Source organism: Hyphomonas sp. GM-8P, assembly GCF_003263315.1.
Classification (GTDB): domain Bacteria; phylum Pseudomonadota; class Alphaproteobacteria; order Caulobacterales; family Hyphomonadaceae; genus Hyphomonas.
Map to the genome: position 1 here is coordinate 1 of NZ_AWFE01000073.1, position 16,892 is coordinate 16,892.

General features: G+C 57.9%; 16 protein-coding genes. 9 read left to right on the forward strand and 7 right to left on the reverse strand.

Going from position 1 to position 16,892, the window contains the following annotated elements; genetic code table 11:
- Window positions 1-93 precede the first annotated feature (93 nt).
- Window positions 94-474, reverse strand: coding sequence for a glycine zipper family protein (locus HY26_RS11085; protein ID WP_112073618.1), 381 nt, complete (start codon window positions 472-474; stop codon window positions 94-96).
- A 56-nt stretch (window positions 475-530) separates the two neighbouring features.
- The gene (locus HY26_RS19360; protein ID WP_255342771.1) at window positions 531-653 is read right to left on the reverse strand and encodes a hypothetical protein; all 123 of its coding nucleotides are present in this window, start codon (window positions 651-653) and stop codon (window positions 531-533) included.
- 96 nt (window positions 654-749) lie between these two features.
- On the opposite strand from HY26_RS19360, the gene HY26_RS11090 reads away from it, so the two are divergent.
- From HY26_RS11090 to HY26_RS11105, 4 genes are all read left to right on the forward strand, one after another.
- Complete coding sequence (locus HY26_RS11090; RefSeq protein ID WP_199288551.1) at window positions 750-1,058, forward strand: helix-turn-helix domain-containing protein; 309 nt, start codon at window positions 750-752, stop codon at window positions 1,056-1,058.
- Between the two features lie 267 nt (window positions 1,059-1,325).
- Window positions 1,326-3,689, forward strand: coding sequence for a TonB-dependent receptor (locus HY26_RS11095; RefSeq protein WP_034768409.1), 2,364 nt, complete (start codon window positions 1,326-1,328; stop codon window positions 3,687-3,689).
- 48 nt (window positions 3,690-3,737) lie between these two features.
- On the forward strand, window positions 3,738-4,649 hold the full coding sequence (locus tag HY26_RS11100) for a sulfite exporter TauE/SafE family protein (protein WP_081813198.1): 912 nt from the start codon (window positions 3,738-3,740) through the stop codon (window positions 4,647-4,649).
- A gap of 117 nt (window positions 4,650-4,766) precedes the next feature.
- A complete protein-coding gene (locus HY26_RS11105; protein ID WP_034768408.1) occupies window positions 4,767-5,234 on the forward strand; it encodes a MaoC family dehydratase in 468 nt (155 codons plus the stop codon).
- 6 nt (window positions 5,235-5,240) lie between these two features.
- Here HY26_RS11105 and HY26_RS11110 read toward each other — a convergent pair whose 3' ends face one another.
- The gene (locus HY26_RS11110) at window positions 5,241-6,161 is read right to left on the reverse strand and encodes a fatty acid desaturase family protein (protein WP_112073620.1); all 921 of its coding nucleotides are present in this window, start codon (window positions 6,159-6,161) and stop codon (window positions 5,241-5,243) included.
- Between the two features lie 64 nt (window positions 6,162-6,225).
- On the opposite strand from HY26_RS11110, the gene HY26_RS11115 reads away from it, so the two are divergent.
- Both HY26_RS11115 and HY26_RS11120 read left to right on the forward strand, forming a co-directional pair.
- Window positions 6,226-7,044 (forward strand): hypothetical protein, encoded by an 819-nt coding sequence (locus HY26_RS11115; RefSeq protein WP_233351603.1) that lies wholly within the window; start codon window positions 6,226-6,228, stop codon window positions 7,042-7,044.
- A gap of 87 nt (window positions 7,045-7,131) precedes the next feature.
- Complete coding sequence (locus HY26_RS11120; protein WP_034768397.1) at window positions 7,132-8,772, forward strand: MFS transporter; 1,641 nt, start codon at window positions 7,132-7,134, stop codon at window positions 8,770-8,772.
- An 8-nt stretch (window positions 8,773-8,780) separates the two neighbouring features.
- On the opposite strand, the gene HY26_RS11125 is transcribed toward HY26_RS11120, so the two are convergent.
- From HY26_RS11125 to HY26_RS11140, 4 genes are all read right to left on the reverse strand, one after another.
- A complete protein-coding gene (locus HY26_RS11125; protein ID WP_233351604.1) occupies window positions 8,781-9,140 on the reverse strand; it encodes a cytochrome c in 360 nt (119 codons plus the stop codon).
- 148 nt (window positions 9,141-9,288) lie between these two features.
- The gene (locus tag HY26_RS11130) at window positions 9,289-11,013 is read right to left on the reverse strand and encodes an adenosylcobalamin-dependent ribonucleoside-diphosphate reductase (RefSeq protein ID WP_112073623.1); all 1,725 of its coding nucleotides are present in this window, start codon (window positions 11,011-11,013) and stop codon (window positions 9,289-9,291) included.
- A 23-nt stretch (window positions 11,014-11,036) separates the two neighbouring features.
- On the reverse strand, window positions 11,037-11,492 hold the full coding sequence (locus HY26_RS11135; RefSeq protein ID WP_112073624.1) for a DUF3775 domain-containing protein: 456 nt from the start codon (window positions 11,490-11,492) through the stop codon (window positions 11,037-11,039).
- 10 nt (window positions 11,493-11,502) lie between these two features.
- Window positions 11,503-12,342, reverse strand: a complete 840-nt coding sequence (locus HY26_RS11140; RefSeq protein ID WP_051600206.1) for a universal stress protein — start codon at window positions 12,340-12,342, stop codon at window positions 11,503-11,505.
- Between the two features lie 137 nt (window positions 12,343-12,479).
- Here HY26_RS11140 and HY26_RS11145 point away from each other — a divergent pair, with 137 nt between their 5' ends.
- From HY26_RS11145 to HY26_RS11155, 3 genes are read left to right on the forward strand one after another with little or no spacing between them, the layout of a single operon-like run.
- Window positions 12,480-13,223 carry an ABC transporter ATP-binding protein gene (locus HY26_RS11145; RefSeq protein ID WP_051600205.1) on the forward strand — a complete coding sequence of 248 codons (744 nt, stop codon included), beginning with the start codon at window positions 12,480-12,482 and terminating at the stop codon, window positions 13,221-13,223.
- 5 nt (window positions 13,224-13,228) lie between these two features.
- Complete coding sequence (locus HY26_RS11150; protein ID WP_034768511.1) at window positions 13,229-15,592, forward strand: ABC transporter permease; 2,364 nt, start codon at window positions 13,229-13,231, stop codon at window positions 15,590-15,592.
- Between the two features lie 2 nt (window positions 15,593-15,594).
- Window positions 15,595-16,827: an efflux RND transporter periplasmic adaptor subunit gene (locus HY26_RS11155; protein WP_158531478.1), complete on the forward strand. Its 1,233-nt coding sequence runs from the start codon at window positions 15,595-15,597 to the stop codon at window positions 16,825-16,827.
- Window positions 16,828-16,892: the final 65 nt, after the last annotated feature.

Here is a 16,892-nt window from a genome sequence, read left to right on the forward strand (position 1 = left end):
CAATCTGTCACCCATGTCTCGAGCCGCTCATGTCCTCCCAAAAAAGGACGCGCAGCGTGGGGATACATCGCCACGCGCCCCGTCCTGATCGGACTAGCCAACAACCGGGTGGCCCCGGCCTTTCATGCAGTCGATTACGATGTCCCGGCGCTCATCACGCGTTTCGACCATCGTTGCGCCGGCACCGGCAACTGCTCCGACAATCGCGCCCGCAATGGCCCCTTCCGTGTCGTTCACGTCATCGTCTGCGATCCCGGCCAGCATGCCGAGACCTGCGCCGATCATTGCGTTGTTCCGCGTGTCACCGTTGATATAGCTGCGGTCAGTCGCAACAGCCTGGCAAGCTTCCAGGTCCGCAGCATAGGTCACATCGGTCGGACCATCGGCCACTGGTTCATAGCTCGAACCGGAACTGGCGCAGGCCGCCAGGGCAAAGCCGGAGGTGATCAGCGTGACGAGCTGAATACGTGTCATGTTTTAGTTCCCAATTTGATTGATTTTTGAAAAGAACAGCTTCGTTCCGGTACGGATCAGATCGCGCCTTCCACCAGCGTCAGGCTGGTGAAGATCATTAGAACGACCACGCCGGTCAGACCTGCGGAGACGGAATTGAGCGCGAGCGAACCTGCACGCGCAGCTGGACTGCGTGTCATTTGAACTCCTATGGACTGGACAAACACCTTCTTGCTACATATTATGTAGCGATACTTATTGCTACTTATTACGTAGCGCAAGGGGCTGAAATGCCAATGAGCGATAAAAAAGCACAACGGCCGATCATGGCCCTGCTCGACATTCTTGGTCAGAGGTGGGTATTGCGGATCATATGGGAATTGCGCGACGCCCCGCTCACATTCCGCGCCCTGCGAGAGCGCTGCGATCAGATCTCGCCGACGGTACTGAACCAGCGGCTTGCCCTGTTGCGTGAAAATGGTCTGGTGGAGCTTGGCGACGCTGGTTACCAGCCGACCCAATCCTGCAAGGACCTGGGCACCATCCTGATGCAGCTCAGCGACTGGTCTAAAAGCTGGGACCGGACACCCGAAAAGCCCGACTAACCCCTGCCGCTCGACTTCAAATGACAATGGCGCAACCCCCGATTGCGCAACACGCGCTACAGGCAGCGTAAGGTTAATTCCCGAGTCGCGCCGTTCTCGCCCGCGGCGTTTTGCATTGCACAAGAAACACTCAGCTTTGGGCAATTACGCCCGAATGCAGGCAGGACTCGGCATTTAGCACATTCACTTGGTTGTGCGCAGTTCCCGCACCCCGGCGACGCCGACATCTTGCGCGCAGATTCAATAAGTCGCCGGGAGTAAATTGCGATGCGCCGCCTCAATACACGTCTCAAATTCGGAATATGCCTTGCCTCGCTGATCGCGGCATCGATGACGACTGCCGCGCACGCGCAGGAGGGCTCGCCGCCAGAAGAACAAGCGACCATGAAAGCGGTTGTCGTTGAAGGCCGCCGCGTCTCAACCGCCGACACGGCCATTGGTCAGGACGAGGCGACCAACACGGTGGCAGTCACTCGCGAAGAACTCCTGTCAGCACCCGGCGGCATCTCGGGCCTGAAAATGCTGGAGTCCCTGCCGGGCTTCAACGTTCAGACGGACGGCGCGCTCGGCCTCTACGAGTTCGGCAACTCGGTTACCGTGCGGGCCTTTAACCTGCAGCAGATCGGCTTCGTGCTGGACGGCGTGCCGATGGGTCGCTCCGATGCCTTCGGCGGCAGCCCGATATTCCGTTATGTGGACAACGAAAACCTTGGCGCCGTGGTCGCATCCCCCGGTGCAGGCGATGTCTCTCTGCCAAGCTATGCGTCGCTCGGCCCACTCGTCTCTTACAATACGGTTGATACATCCGACACGCCCGGCGGCATGATCTCCTACACGATCGGTGATGATGACCTCGAACGTAGCTTCATCAAGCTGGAATCCGGAAACTGGAACGGCCTCTCAGCCTATGTCAGCCGCTCCAAGACTGACAGCAGCCTGTGGCGCGGCCCCGGCACGATCGACCGCGAGCACATCGAAGGCAAGATCAAGTACGAGTTCGACGAAGATACGTTCGTGAAATTCGGATACGTCCATAACGACTTCTTCGACTATGACTCCCCGTCCGGGCCAGAATCCACGTTCGAAAACAACTATTTCTACGGCTACCAGCCGACGCTTCCGGAAAGCTGCATCAATCCGATGCCCGGCGTTTATGACTATAACGGCGACAATGTCATCGACGATGCGGACTTCACTCCGCTGAACACGGGTTCGAGCTGTACCAGCTACTACGAAGACCGCATTAACGTGCGCGATGACACGCTCTACTCCCTCAACTTCCAGACGGACCTCACCCCGGGCGTCATGCTGACGGCGACGGCCTATCAGGAAGAGAAAGACGGCTTTGGGGTCTCGCCGGACAGCTACTCCAACTCGCTGAACATCTATAACCGCCAGGTCGCAGCCGGCCTTGATGTCGTTCACCCGCGAGGTGTTCAATATGGCCTTTCGGAAGTCGGCGGCACGCGGACCGGCCTGGTTGCTGGTGTCGAATGGGAAGTCGGCAACCACACGATCGAGTTTGGCGGCTGGTACGAAGACGAAGACTACGACCGGACCCAGCAGCGCCTGAACAAGACCAATGGTTCAGCGGATGGCGATGTGATCTGGGACGAGGTGGCTTATTATCGCCGTGACTACACCTCGACCCGCAAGACGACGCAGTTCTACCTCAAAGACACGATCAGCCTGATGGATGACCGGCTCAATGTCGAAGTCGGCGTGAAAAGTCTCAATATCGACTACTCGCTCGACGGCTATCGGGATTATAACGACTATGAAGTGTTCGGCCCTCAGAAAGTCGGTGCCGAATACAGCGACAACTTCCTGCCGATGGTCGGGGCAGTCTATGACCTGAATGATACCGACCAGGTCTTTGCATCCTACTCGCAGAACTTTGCCTTGCCGCGCGGTGCAGACGACATCTTCTCCATCGCGACCACGGATCCGACGACGGATCCGCTCCCGGCCCCGGAAGGTGAGGAGTCGACCAACTACGAAGTCGGCATCCGTACCAATCGGTCCCAATTCTACGGGTCGGCAGCCCTGTTCTACACCACATTCGATAACCGCCTGGTGGCTGGCAGCGTGATCAACCCGGCGACTGAACAACCGGAAGCCTTTTACACCAGCGCCGGTGAGACTGAGGCCTATGGCTTCGAACTCTCCGGAGTGTACAAACCCGACTTCCTCGGCGGGAAGGTCTACTTCGATGGAAACCTGACCTACAACCACGCCGAGCTCAAAGACGATACGGATACCAATCTCGACGGAACGATCGACTATTTTGCTGGCACCGGCCTGCCTGACAGCCCGGAATGGCTCTTCACGGGCGGTGTGACGTATGAACCGACCGATTGGCTGGTCGCCAATATCTCCGGCAAATACACAGGGGAGCGGAACGCACAGTTCAACGACGGCTATGATATGGACAGCTTCACTGTCCTCAGCGGCTATCTCGATCTCGGTGGCCCGAACGACTTTGGCGTGCCTGAGAATGTCAGCCTGCGGTTCAACGTCGATAACCTGCTAGATGAGGAAGTCCCGACCGCGTTCGTCTTTGCCGGCTCAGCCTTCTTCCGCCCGCTGAACCCGCGCACATTCCAGGCGACCCTGACTGTCCGGTTCTGATCATGATCAACAGCAATCCTTTTTCCAATCTGAAACCGAGTGATTACAATGTTAGCTGATGCACTCCCGCTAATCCTGTCGATGCTGGTTGCCGGTGCTTTTGCCGGCCTTCTGGCGGGGCTGTTCGGAATCGGTGGCGGCTTTGTCGTCGTGCCGGCTCTCGCAGCCGTCTTCACCCTCCTCTCGACAACGGGACAGCCGATGTCTGAGGACAAGATCATGCACGTCGCCATCGGCACGTCGCTGGCCACGATCATCTTCACCTCGCTCCGGTCCGTGCAGGCACACGCAAAGCGAGGGGCTGTGGATTTCAATATCCTCAAGCAATGGGCGCCGTGGGTTGTCCTGGGTGTCGTGCTGGGCCTCAGCGTCGCACGCTTCCTGGACGGCAAATCCCTGAAGATCATCTTCGGCGTCGGCGTGTTCATCATGGCCTGGCACTTCCTTTTCCCGATCCTGTCCAAGCGCACCGTGTCGGATGAGATGCCGAAGGGCGTTGCCCGCGGCGGCCTTGGCAGCTTCCTCGGCGGCTTCTGCACCCTGCTGGGCATTGGGGGCGGCACACCGGCCATCCTGATCATGACCCTGTCTGGCCAGCCAGTGCACCGGGCCATCGCAACGGCGGCCGGCTTCGGCACAATCATCGCCGTGCCCGGCACGATCGGCTCGATCATCAGCGGCCTGGGTGAAACCGGCCTGCCATTCGGCTCAATCGGCTACGTGAACGTTGTCGCAATGCTGGCGATCATCTCGATGAGCATGATCACTGCGCCGATCGGTGCGGCACTTGCCCACAGCCTGGATTCCGCAAAGCTGAAAAAGGCACTGGGCGTCTACCTGCTCTGCACGTCGAGCCTGATGCTGTGGACCGCTTTCCATAAGGCGCCGGCAAAGAATCCTCTGACAACAGCTTCCGCGGTTCAGGTGACGACCGAGCTACCGCATATGGGTGGACGCTAACACAGCAAGCTTCGAACACCGAAAGTGTCCGAAGCTACTGCCCGGCATTCTTGCCTGACGTAACGCAAGCCGCGCCATTCAGGCGCGGCTTTCTTTTTGGCCTGAAGGAACCTGTTCATGCGCTACTACGAAGACCTCGTGATCGGCACAGTCACGAAATCCGAACGGACTTATGACGTGACCCGCGAGGAAGTGATCGAGTTTGCCGGAAAGTACGATCCCCAACCCTTCCACCTGGATGACGAGGCAGCGGCGAAGACCCATTTCGGCCGCCTGTCCGCATCTGGCTGGCACACAGCGGCGATGGCCATGCGAATGATGGTTGAAGGATGGAGCACACAGGAACCGACAGCATCGCTGGGCTCACCCGGTGTTGACGAGCTGCGCTGGCGAAAGCCGGTCTATCCCGGAGATACGCTGCGCGTTGAGTCAAAACTGATCGGTAAGCGCCGGATGAAAAGCCGCCCCGAAATGGGCCTGATGAAGACTGAACAGACCATCTACAATCAGAATGGCGACATCGTCATGAGCATGGTGTCGAACGGCCTGATACAGGTGCGAAACCCCGACAGCGACGCCGAATAGGAAGTCCTATTCGGCAGGTACCATCGCTGGCTTTTCGTCCGATCGCACGGCCCGGCGAATGACATCAAAATAATCCTTCGAGATACACTCAAATCCATCATAATAGCCGCGTGACGCCAGCATCTGATGCAGCCGCTTCAATCGATAAGGCGGTATCGAAGCGAACATGTGATGCTCCAAATGGTAGTTCACGTCGTTCGGCGCGATCAGCACACGCTGCCAGAACGGAGCGGTCGTCGTCCCGGTGTTCAGCCGCGGATCAAGCTGGGTGCGATCCTTCGCTGTGCCGTGTTCGCCAATCTGACGAAGGCGAACGATCGCCGGATAAACGAACAGTTCCGCTGCCCACCACATCAGATAGGCCCATGGCGCCCCTGCCAATGTCAGCGTTCCCAACAACAACACGTGGAAAGTCAGCCACGGCCAGTTGCGCGACAATCTGAAGTTCCTGATCTTCCGCTTCGTATCGCGAAACCCGGTGCGCCCTGTGAAATCCCGTACGAATTTCCGTCGCAAGCTTTCCTTTGAAACCGGGTAGTTCTTCACGAACACAATATCCGGATCATCCGGCGTGCCGGCGTACTTGTGGTGCTTGAGGTGATAGGCCCGGTAAGCTGGCAGAGAGATATTCATCGGTGCGCCGACCAGGTAGTGGCCGACAAACTCATCCACTTTCGGGTTCTTGAAGAACGCGTGATGGGCACAATCATGATTGATGATCCCGAGCCCCAACTGACGCCCGCCAAGAATGACAATCCCTGCCAGAATGGTCAGTGGATTGGGCCAGACAATCGCCACGGCAAAAGCCGCAGCGATCAGCCCCCAGTTCCAGCTCAACGTGACGAACGCCCTGAGGTTCGACTTCTTGCGTAAATCACGCAGCTCGTCTTTCGTCAGGACATCGGATAATTTGAGCTGGTTCGTCACGTCGGTTCTCTCCCATTGAACTCTTTCATCATTTATTACATACTTTATCATTATTGGTCAATCCGTGTATTATTTTAAGCCTCTCGATCCGAAGGACGTATCACCCCGCGCGCTTGTCCTGTCGCTGATGAGCAGCGCCTTTTCGGCGCCGCAATCGATCGGCCGGCTCATCGATGCCGCCGCCCTGTTCGATATAGAGCCAGCGACTCTCAGGGTCGCGGTCACCCGGCTTCTCAAAGAAGGCTTGCTGGAAAGTCCGGGCCGCGGCGTCTACCAGCCGGGCCCAAACTCGAGAGCACTGACACGGCGCGTCCAGGGCTGGAAAGATGTGTCCAGCCGCATTGTGCCATGGAAGGGGGACTGGCTCGTTGCAATGACAGGCCATCTTGGCCGGACCGATCGAAAACAGTTGCGCGCCCGTGAAAGAGCGCTTGGCCTGTCAGGCTATAAGGAAACAAAGTCAAGCTACTGGGTTCGACCTGCCAATCTGGCCCGCGAACTGGATGATCACCGCGCAGACCTCATCGGCATTGGAGCCGACGATGCCATCTCAATCCTTCGGGTCACTGAACGCGCGCTTCCGAACAGCGAGCGCTGGGAAACGCTCTGGCGCACGGAAGATCTCGCCCGGACCTATAAAGCGGCGACAGAAGCCATGACTGCCAGCCTTGAACGCTTGCCAAACCTGCCAAAGGATATTGCGGCGCGAGAGTCGCTCCTCATCGGTCAGGCGGTTATCCGCACCATCAACTTTGATCCAATGCTGCCGCCGGAGCTGAGCGATCAGGACGCCTTCCTTCGAATGGTCGACACAATGGTGCGCTACAACGAAACCGGCCGCAAATGCTGGCAAGCATATTATGCTTCCATGGAAACCAGCTGATCCACCTGCTGCCTCATTGAAATCGGCATCTTGAACACGGCGGCAATCCCTCCCACGATTGGTTGCTGAGATTCATCCCCGGACATCATGCCAGACACTTCCGCCCCACCGCCCTTTTCCATTCCGCTCTACAGGCGGATCTGGGTGGCGAATGTAGCGTCCCAATTCGGCAGTCTGATTCAGAGCGTCGGCGCGGCCTGGCTGATGGTGGAACTCGGGGGGACCAAGACGCAAATCGCCCTCGTGCAGGCGTCCGTCACCTTGCCCATCATGATCCTGGCGCTTCTCTCCGGCGCGATTGCAGACAATTATCCGCGGCGTCTTGTGATGCTCGCCTGCCAGAGCTGGATGTTCATTCTTTCGGTTGCGCTCTGTGTTTTCGCCTGGTTCGGGCACCTGACACCATGGGCCTTGCTCGGATTCACTTTTCTGATCGGGTGCGGCACTGCTATGAATGCGCCCTCCTGGCAGGCAACCGTCGGCGATATTGTGCCACGCGGCACAATTGCCGGTGCCGTCGCGATGAACTCCATGGGCTTCAATATGGCCCGGACGGCAGGTCCGGCACTTGGTGGCGCAATCGTAGCGGCCTTTGGGTCGGCCGCCGCATTCACGGTCAACGCCTTCAGTTATCTCGGGATCATCTGGGTCCTGTTCCGCTGGCGCCCGGAGAAACCGCCCCAGCCAAGTCTGCGCGAGGATCTGGGAGCTGCGATGACGGCCGGCGTCCGTTACGTCGTCCTGTCCCCGCCCATCCGCCGGGTCCTCTTCCGGGCGACGCTGTTTGGCTTTGCCGCGGCGAGCGTGCCGTCGCTCCTGCCGCTCGTGGCAAGTCACCTGGTGGGCGGCAGCGCTGTGACCTTCGGTATCCTGTCGGGCTCCTTCGGGGTCGGGGCCGTCATGGGCGCTCTATCAAACCGGCCAGTGCGGGCACGCCTCACGAATGAGGCGACGATCCGCCTGACGGTGTCGGCCATGATCGCAGGTGCCGTCGTGATCGCGCTCAGCCCCTGGCTCCTGCTCACCGTATTGGGACTGATCGTGTTTGGCTGGGGCTGGTTGCTCGCAATGGCAACCATGAACGTGACCGTACAGATGTCCGCACCACGCTGGGTGGTCGGACGCGCCCTGTCGCTCTACCAGATGTGCGTCTTCGGCACGATGGCTGCGGGAAGCTGGATGAGCGGCAGGCTCGCGGAGCTGCACGGAATTGCAGAAGCGATCCTGATGATGGCAGCCATTCAGGCTGTCGGCCTTGTTGTAGGCTTTTTCATGCGCCTGCCGGAAGTGCAGGACCTGAACCTCGAACTTGTCGGCCGCTGGAAGGTTCCGGACGTGGAAGTGCCGGTCGAACCGCGCGCAGGGCCGGTCCACATCGCTGTACACTATCGCATCCGTGAGGAAGACGTGCCGCGGTTCCTGGCGGCCATGAATGAAAGCCGCCGCGTACGCCTCCGGGATGGCGCCCGCAATTGGGCCCTGGTTCGGGATCTAAGCGATCCGGAGGTCTGGATCGAAAAGTACCGGTTCGGACGCTGGATGGACTATGTCCTTCATAATGAACGGCGCACGCATGCCGACAGGGAAAATCTGATCATCCTGCACACGCTTCATCAGGGCAGTTGGCCACCGCCCATTGTCAGAATGCTCGAGCGTCAGGTGACGGGCGTGACGGTTGACCCGGACTTGTCCACAGAGACAACAAACGATCCGACACGTAGCGACTAGAGCCCAAGTCAGGCCGGGTGCGGTTCCTGGATGCTTTCAAGATAGGTAATCAGCGCATCAATCTCATAAGGGCTGAGCACAAACATCGGCATGTCGGGGTGACCGACAACGATCCCTTCGGCGAGCGCTTCTTCGAGATTTCGCACCGGGTAGTTTTCGGACAATTGCCGGAAGGGTTTGGCATCCTGATGAGGGCTGTTACCGGTCGACCCGATCGCGTGACAGGTGGAGCAGCGTGTTTCCGCGATCAGTTTGCCAACCTTGATCTTGCTGTCATAGGCAAACTGTTCTCCGTCCTCTTCTGGCTGAGGTGCAACAGCGACACTTTCTTCAGCATCATTTGCCGGCGTGGAATTACATGCCGTCAAAATGGCAAAGCCTGCAAAAAGGCCTGAAGCGAGGAGTCCGGAGCGCCGCAAATACATGTGAGTCCCTTTCATTCAGTCGAGGTACTTTAGTCCTGCTTCGGGTGAACGCCTAGCATCACATCATTACACCCTTGAAAGGCCAAGACGATCAGCAAGTGTCCGATGTACACCAAGCACCTTCATATACGGGCGTAAGAATGTCTTCTCCCCGGCTGCCTTGCCGATACACCGTGCATCCTTTGAGCCCGAGATCGTAGGCAGTTCGATATACTTTCTCAAACGCCTCAAAAGGCATCGCCGCGTTGGCATTGATGGTCTTGGATATCGCGTTGTCGACGAAATCCTGCGCTGTAGCCTGCATCGCCAGATGGGCATCTGGTGACAACTCGCCCGCAGTAAAAAATGCAGGCGGCAGACCGTCTTCGCCCGATTCCCGCCAGAGCCGACAGGCAAAATCTTCTACAACTGTCGCATCAAACCCACCATCGTCCCGGCGCATGCGCCGACTGACCGATGACGCAAACACCGGCTCGATCCCGGCGGAAATATTGCCTGCCAGCAAACTGATTGATCCGGTCGGTGCGATCGCAAGCAAATGGCTGTTGCGGATCCCATTTTTCTGAATTCTGTTCCTTATGAAGTCGGGAAGGCGCCTGGTGAAAGGGCGATCCAGAAATTCCCCCTCTTTATACAGAGGGAAACTGCCCTTTTCTTCTGCAAGCCCTACAGACGCTTCATAAGCAGCATTGCGCATGGTTCCGAGGACACGCGCGGTGAACTCCCGCCCATCATTGCTATCATAGGCAAGCCCCAGCATAATCAATGCGTCCGCCAGCCCGGTGATGCCAAGCCCGACACGGCGCCCTTGATGAGCCTGCTGCGCCTGCTCCTCCAAAGGATAGTGCGAAACATCGAGCACGTTGTCCAGAAAGCGTACACCCAAGCGGGTGGTCTCCGCGACGCCGCCAAAATCAAAATCTGCTTCCGGCGCAAAAGGCCGGTGAATGAAGCGCGTCAGATTTACCGAGCCCAGATCGCATGCGCCATGAGGCGGCAAAGGAACTTCCCCACAGGGATTGCAGGCATGAATCGTCTCCACATAACCGAGATTGTTTTCCCGGTTGATGCGATCGATGAACAATATCCCCGGCTCACCCGTCTCAAAAGCCGCACAGAGTATTTTTTCCCACAACGCCCTTGCCTTCAAAGTGCGGACGACCTTTCCTTCAAACAAAAGTGGCCACTCCGCATCTGCATCGATCGCACGAATGAAATTGTCGCTGACAAGCACAGACACATTGAAGCGAGATAGTGCACCGGCTTCTTTCTTTGCTTCGACAAAAGCCTCGATATCAGGGTGGTCACAGCGCAGCACAGCCATCATGGCCCCCCGGCGGGCGCGATCTGCCGTCATGGTCTCACACATCGCATCCCAAAGCTGCATGAAGGAAACCGGACCACTCGCAATGTTCCCGGTACGAACTGCAGCCGCCCCGGCCGGCCGGATCGGTGAAAAGTCGAGACCTATTCCGCCACCGGCCTGCAGCGTGATCGCACTTTCCCGCAGCGCCGAAAACAAACCGTCGATGGAATCGTCCAACTCCCCCATGACGAAGCAATTAAGCAAGGTGGCGTTTCGACCCGTCCCTGCATTGGCGAGGATTCGCCCTCCCGGCAGGAACCGGTAGTCCGACAGCAGTGCCATAAACCGACCGGCCCAGTAATTCTGGTTACGAGGTTCAGCCGAAGCGACTGCGGTTGCAACGCGGCTCCAGGTATTTTCAATAGATGCTTCGTCGCGGAACCTGTACTTTTTCAGCCAGATTTCCCTTGAAATCGGCGCAAGCGGATTGGGAGGCGGCAATGAATCCATTCCTGCCAACCTCCCTTACGGCTTCAGGACAACTCGTCCGGCGGCGAATACCCCATCGCCTCCAGCGCATTCTCAATGTAGTCACTGCCCATCTGCAACTCTTCCAGATAGTCTGTAACATCAAAAGGCTCAGCCTCGCGGGCCGCACGGCGAGCCGATGCCCAGTCCCGGGCCTCATAGTCACCCCGCCCAACCCAAATGAGCGCAAGCAGGTCATGCTTGGCATCGACATTGAGTCCACGGATCAGCCCCTCAAGCTCATCATCGAGCAGGTTCGCATGAGGCTTCTCTGCCTCATCAGCGATAGCATCGACATCCGTGATCGGATCATCTCCGATATCACTATCGACCACATCGTCTTCTTCCATCGGCATGATGCCCTCGCCCTGATAGGACTGGGCAAGCACCGCGATCCGGTATGCGACCTCTGGATCGATTGTCAGATCAAAGGCTCGATCGCCCTGCGCAACTTTTTTCATTCGATCCCCCTCAGTGCGACAAGAGCAGAGGCACTTTAGCCTCGCGCAAAAGGGTGCGGGTCACGCCCGGCAGGAACGCCTGCTGCAGACGAGAGTGACGATATCCGCCCATTACGATCAAGTCCGCATCGAAGGAGGTCGCGACATCCATCAGCGCTTCAGCCGTAGATCGTCCAATGCTGTCCTCATTGCGGACTTCAACATCTCCGACATGCCGGGCAAGGTGTGCGCCGACATCCCAGGCTGGGCCAGCCCCGTGGCTGGTGTCGCCTGGCTTCGCATCAACTGTCGCAATGCAGACTTTGGCGTCGTCTTGCATAAGCAGCAGGCTGTCATGCATGGCCCGGGTTGCTTCCCGACTTGCATCCCATGCGATCATCGCCCGCTCACCGACTGTTGCGCGTGACCAATTCTCCGGCACGATCAGCACTGGGCGTCCACCGCCCAGCAACACGCCTTCCAGCATATCCGCATGAGGCTGTTCGTCGGATTTTCCCGGTGCGCGCACAATCACAATATCGGCGTGACGGGCATTCATTGCGGAGAGAGCTTCGACGCGGTTCGGAAACGCCTCGAAATGGCGCATTTCCACTGGCGGGTCCTGAGCGTTCAGACCTTCTTCGAATTTGGCCCAGGCACCGGACATCGTATCCCGCGTTTGCTGGAGTATTGACGCGTAGACCTCACCGGCTGATCCGTCTCCATAACCAAGGATCATCGGCGGCAATACTGTGAAAGCTGCGCAACTCAGATGCGCATTGTGAGCCGAGGCGAGTGCCTGTGCGAAATCAAATGCGGCCTTGTCACCGTCAGGTGAGGCCATGCAGACGCTGATATCCTTGATATTCACTTGAAATCTCCATTTCTGGTAAATTCGGTATTCAGGCACACCATAGCGCAAAATCGTTCTGTTCAATACGCGTCCCTACGTAGCACAACCTTCTGCAATTGCTGGTTATAATAGAGGTGTCAGGGTAGAAATTCATTATGACCTCTTCCTCCTCCCACCAGCAAACGTCCGCCGATCCGGAAATTTTGCTTGAAGGTAAAGGACTGGAACGTACGTTCCTGACCGGTGAGGTGGCCGTTCGCGCATTGCGCGGGGTCGATATTTCCCTGACGCGCGGCGAACTGGTTGTCCTGCTCGGCCATTCAGGCAGCGGGAAATCCACCCTTCTGAATATCCTCGGCGGTCTGGACAGAGCCACAGCTGGCACACTCAGGTTTGAAGACAAGGACCTGTCCCATGCAACCGACGCAGAACTGACCCGGTACCGCCGCCGGTCTGTGGGATTTGTGTTCCAGTTCTACAATCTTGTTGCGGGCCTCACCGCCCGGGAAAATGTCGCGCTGGTCACCGAGATCGCCAATCACCCGATGCAACCGGATGAAGCGCTCGAGCTTGTCGGACTAGGCGACCGGGTAAAGCACTTTCCGGCGCAACTTTCCGGTGGCGAACAGCAACGTGTGGCGGTCGCACGGGCAATCGCCAAACGCCCGCAGATTCTGTTTTGCGACGAACCGACCGGTGCACTGGATAGCCAGACCGGCATCCGGGTTCTTGAGGCTCTAGACCGGGTCAACCGGGAATTGTCCACAACCATGCTGATCATTACCCACAATGTTGGCATCGGGGAGATCGCCGACAGGGTTCTGCGTATGCAGGATGGAGAAATCATCGAAGAGACCCGACCAAACCGCCGCCTGAAGCCTTCGGAGATCTCCTGGTGAAGGGCATGTCACCTCTCAATATCAAGCTGCTGCGCGATATATGGCACATGCGCGGACAGGCCATCGCGGTGGGTATTATCGTGGCCTGTGGCGTGGCGATCATGGTGATGGCGCTCGGCACACTCAGCACGCTCAGCGCCAGCCGCGATGCCTATTATGAACGCTACCGCTTCGCCGATGTGTTCGCATCAGTTCGCCGTGCCCCCGAAAGCGCTGCTGCACGCCTCCGCGAAATTGACGGTGTGCAGACGGTCGAAACGCGCATCGTTCGGCTTGTTATTCTTCGTATCGAAAATGTCGATGAGCCGGCGAATGCGCAGATCGTCTCCATTCCTGACGATAGCGACAGCATTTTGAACAAGATTGTGCTTTTCCACGGCCGCTATCCGGAGGCTCGCTCGCCGGATGAGATCATCATCTCCAATGCATTTGCCGAAGCAAACGAGCTCCAGCCTGGGGATGCGATTGAAGCGGTCATGAACGGACGCCTGCGCACTCTCACCATCGTCGGAATCGGCGATAGTCCAGAGTTCATTTATGCGCTTGGACCCGGCACCCTGCTGCCTGACGATCGCCTGTTCGGTATTTTCTGGATGCGCCGGCGGGCGCTGGAGGCCGCATTCGATCTTGATGGCGCGTTCAACAATGTCAGCCTGACGGTGGCGCCGGGCACCGACACAGCGACCGTGATTGATCAGGTGGATGACGTCCTCGCCCCATATGGCGGAACGGGAGCGTTCGACCGCCCGGACCAATTGTCGAATGCGTTCGTCGACTCCGAAATGAACCAGCTGAAAACCATGGCGCAAATCATTCCTGCCGTCTTCCTGGTCGTCTCCGCAGTCCTGATACACTCCATCCTCAATCGGTTGATCCAGACGGAACGCCAGCAGATCGGCCTGATCAAAGCGTTCGGTTATTCAAGAAGTGAAATTACATGGCATTACCTGAAATTTGCCATCGCCATCACGACCGGCGGCGTTCTGGCAGGATTTGCGCTGGGTTTTGTCCTTCAGAATCTGATCACAAATTTGTACGCCGAAACATTCCGTATTCCGGACCTTACCTGGCGTGTGGATGCATTTGCGCTTGTCGCCGGCTCGGTTGCAGCACTTGGATCGGCCATTGTCGGTTCCATGAGCGCAGCGCTTGGCGCAGCTAAGCTGTCTCCAGCCGAAGCTATGCAACCCGCACCACCCATAAATTACCAGCAAAGCTGGCTGCGCTATGTTTTGCAAATGCGCTGGCTGGATGAGCCGACCCGCCTGATCCTGCGCCACATCTTCAGATTCCCGGCCAGAACGGCAGCAAACCTGTTCGGGATCGCGGCGGCGGTGACCCTTCTGGTCGGGACACTCTTCAGCTTCGATGCAATCGACGACATGATTGACCAGATGTTCTTTCGCACGAACGCGCACGACGCGGCCGTCACCTTTTTCGAGGCGCGAAACGAATCTGCAGTTTCCGAGCTGTCGCGAATTCCCGGAGTTATGGCCGCAGAGGGCGTTCGTGATGTGCCGGCACGGCTGGTGTCTGGCTACCGCTCCGAGCGGGTCAGCATCACCGGTCTGGCCGCTGATGCACAATTGAGGCGCGTCCTGTCTTCAGACGGACGGTATGTCGACATGCCTTCCACCGGAATTGTCCTGTCTTCTCAATTGGCAGGTATGCTGGATGTAACCACTGGAGACACAATAACGGCCCATATCCTGGACGCGACGCGCCCTGTGGTCGATCTTCCTGTCACAGCAATCATAGATGAGTCCGTTGGAACCCCGGCCTTCATGGATATCGCCACAATGAATGCTCTATTGGATCAACCACCAACAGTGTCCGGCGCTTACCTGAAGCTGGATCCCCAGCGGCAAAATGAATTTGAAGACAGCGTCATCGAACGCCCGGGCATCGCCGGGGTCTCGCTTCGAGCGGCTGCCATAGCATCATTTGAAGAGACGCTTCAGGAAACGATTTACATCATGATGGGAATTTATGCCGTAATCGGTGGAGCGATCGCGGCGGGTGTTGTCTATAATGCCGCGCGCATCAGCCTTACCGAGCGGGGTCGGGAGTTGGCCAGCTTGCGGGTTCTCGGCTTCACCAACAATGAGGTGGGCTACATTCTGCTTGGAGAGCTGGCAATTGTGGCGTTGATCGGAATCCCCTTGGGATGCATCGGCGGGATCGCTCTCGCTCACCTAATAGCAACGGCCATGGCGACTGAACTCTACAGGATACCGGTGACCGTGAACCCATCCACACTCGGCATTACGGCTTTGATTGTCCTGGTGTCGTCTACCATCGCTGCACTGTTCGTTGTCCGCAGGGTCCGATCGTTGGATCTTATCGCTGTACTAAAGACGAGGGAATGAAGATGCCATCAGTCCGCATGCGTATCTGGTTCGGTCTGGCTGCATTGGCTGCCTTGGGTTTCGCCTGGGCATTTTCACCGCGTGCCATAGAAGTAGATGCCGCCTACGTCACACGGGACGACATGACTGTCACCGTCTCGGATGATGGTATGACGAGGGTACGCGATGTATTTATTCTTTCCGCGCCCCTCGACGGGACAATGTCCCGTGTGGAAGTTGAGCCGGGCGATTATGTAGAGGCAGGCGAAACTGTTGTCTCCACGATCCGGCCATTGCTTCCACCCTTGCTACCCGCTCGCACAACCGCCCAGCTCAAATCCAACGTGTCATCGGCAGAAGCAGCGCTGACTGCCGCACGCGCAGACGCAGAACGCCTTCGCGCGGAACACAATCGCCTGAAGCGGGACCTTGACCGTGCAAAGCGGCTATTGGAGTCTGCCACCGTTTCGCAACAGGCCGTCGACAATGCTGAAGCCGCTGAACGAGAGGGTTACCTTGCTCTTCGTTCAAGCGAAGCCGTGATCGGCGTTCGCCGTCAGGAACTAGCCGCAGCACGCGCAGCCCTGATGCCCAGCGAAACCCAGAACGGCAGCGACACAGTCGCAGTCATCGCTCCCCTGTCGGGACAGATCCTTGCCGTTGATCGCGAAAGCGAAGGCCCCATTGCTCAGGGCACCCCCATTGTCGAGATCGGGGATCTGAATTCCCTTGAATGCGTTGCCGACTTTCTTTCGGAAGAGGCCGTTCGTGTGAAACCGGGAGACCCGGTTATGTTTACCGACTGGGGAGGCCCGCCCCTGCCCGGCCGGGTGCGCCGTGTCGAACCAGCCGGCTTCACCAAGGTCTCCGCGCTTGGGATCGAAGAGCAGCGCGTCAACATTGTCATGGACCTGAATGATCCCGCTGCGCGGCAGAATCTAGGTCATGGCTACCGGTTCGTGGCAAACATAGCGGTTTGGGAAGGCGGCAACCGTTTGGTTGTCCCGATGTCGGCCTTGTTCCGTGACGCGGATGGCTGGGCGGTTTTTGTAGTCGCCAACGGCCGGGCGGAATGGCGAAGCGTCTCGGTCGGTCATACCAACCGGACATATGCAGAGATTCTTGACGGTCTGGAAGAAGGAACTCGTGTGGTTGTTCACCCACCAAGACAACTGGAGCGCGGCGCGGAAGTGAAAATTCGCACAGCCCCCAAAAGTAAACACCCCATAGACAATGCAATTACCGCAACGGGCTGAAAGCCCTTCCGGAAAGTTACGCATCGCCTTCTCCAAGTGTGTGCAGTATTCTTCTGAATAGAAAG

What these genes read in the sequence shown, in the direction of transcription:
- HY26_RS11150 (WP_034768511.1), top strand. Translation starts at nt 13,229, where the DNA reads ATGTCACCTCTCAATATCAAGCTGCTGCGCGATATATGGCACATGCGC.
- HY26_RS11085 (WP_112073618.1), bottom strand. Translation starts at nt 474, where the DNA reads ATGACACGTATTCAGCTCGTCACGCTGATCACCTCCGGCTTTGCCCTG.
- HY26_RS11105 (WP_034768408.1), top strand. Translation starts at nt 4,767, where the DNA reads ATGCGCTACTACGAAGACCTCGTGATCGGCACAGTCACGAAATCCGAA.
- HY26_RS11100 (WP_081813198.1), top strand. Translation starts at nt 3,738, where the DNA reads ATGTTAGCTGATGCACTCCCGCTAATCCTGTCGATGCTGGTTGCCGGT.
- HY26_RS11145 (WP_051600205.1), top strand. Translation starts at nt 12,480, where the DNA reads ATGACCTCTTCCTCCTCCCACCAGCAAACGTCCGCCGATCCGGAAATT.
- HY26_RS11135 (WP_112073624.1), bottom strand. Translation starts at nt 11,492, where the DNA reads ATGAAAAAAGTTGCGCAGGGCGATCGAGCCTTTGATCTGACAATCGAT.
- HY26_RS11120 (WP_034768397.1), top strand. Translation starts at nt 7,132, where the DNA reads ATGCCAGACACTTCCGCCCCACCGCCCTTTTCCATTCCGCTCTACAGG.
- HY26_RS11155 (WP_158531478.1), top strand. Translation starts at nt 15,595, where the DNA reads ATGCCATCAGTCCGCATGCGTATCTGGTTCGGTCTGGCTGCATTGGCT.
- HY26_RS19360 (WP_255342771.1), bottom strand. Translation starts at nt 653, where the DNA reads ATGACACGCAGTCCAGCTGCGCGTGCAGGTTCGCTCGCGCTCAATTCC.
- HY26_RS11090 (WP_199288551.1), top strand. Translation starts at nt 750, where the DNA reads ATGAGCGATAAAAAAGCACAACGGCCGATCATGGCCCTGCTCGACATT.
- HY26_RS11095 (WP_034768409.1), top strand. Translation starts at nt 1,326, where the DNA reads ATGCGCCGCCTCAATACACGTCTCAAATTCGGAATATGCCTTGCCTCG.
- HY26_RS11130 (WP_112073623.1), bottom strand. Translation starts at nt 11,013, where the DNA reads ATGGATTCATTGCCGCCTCCCAATCCGCTTGCGCCGATTTCAAGGGAA.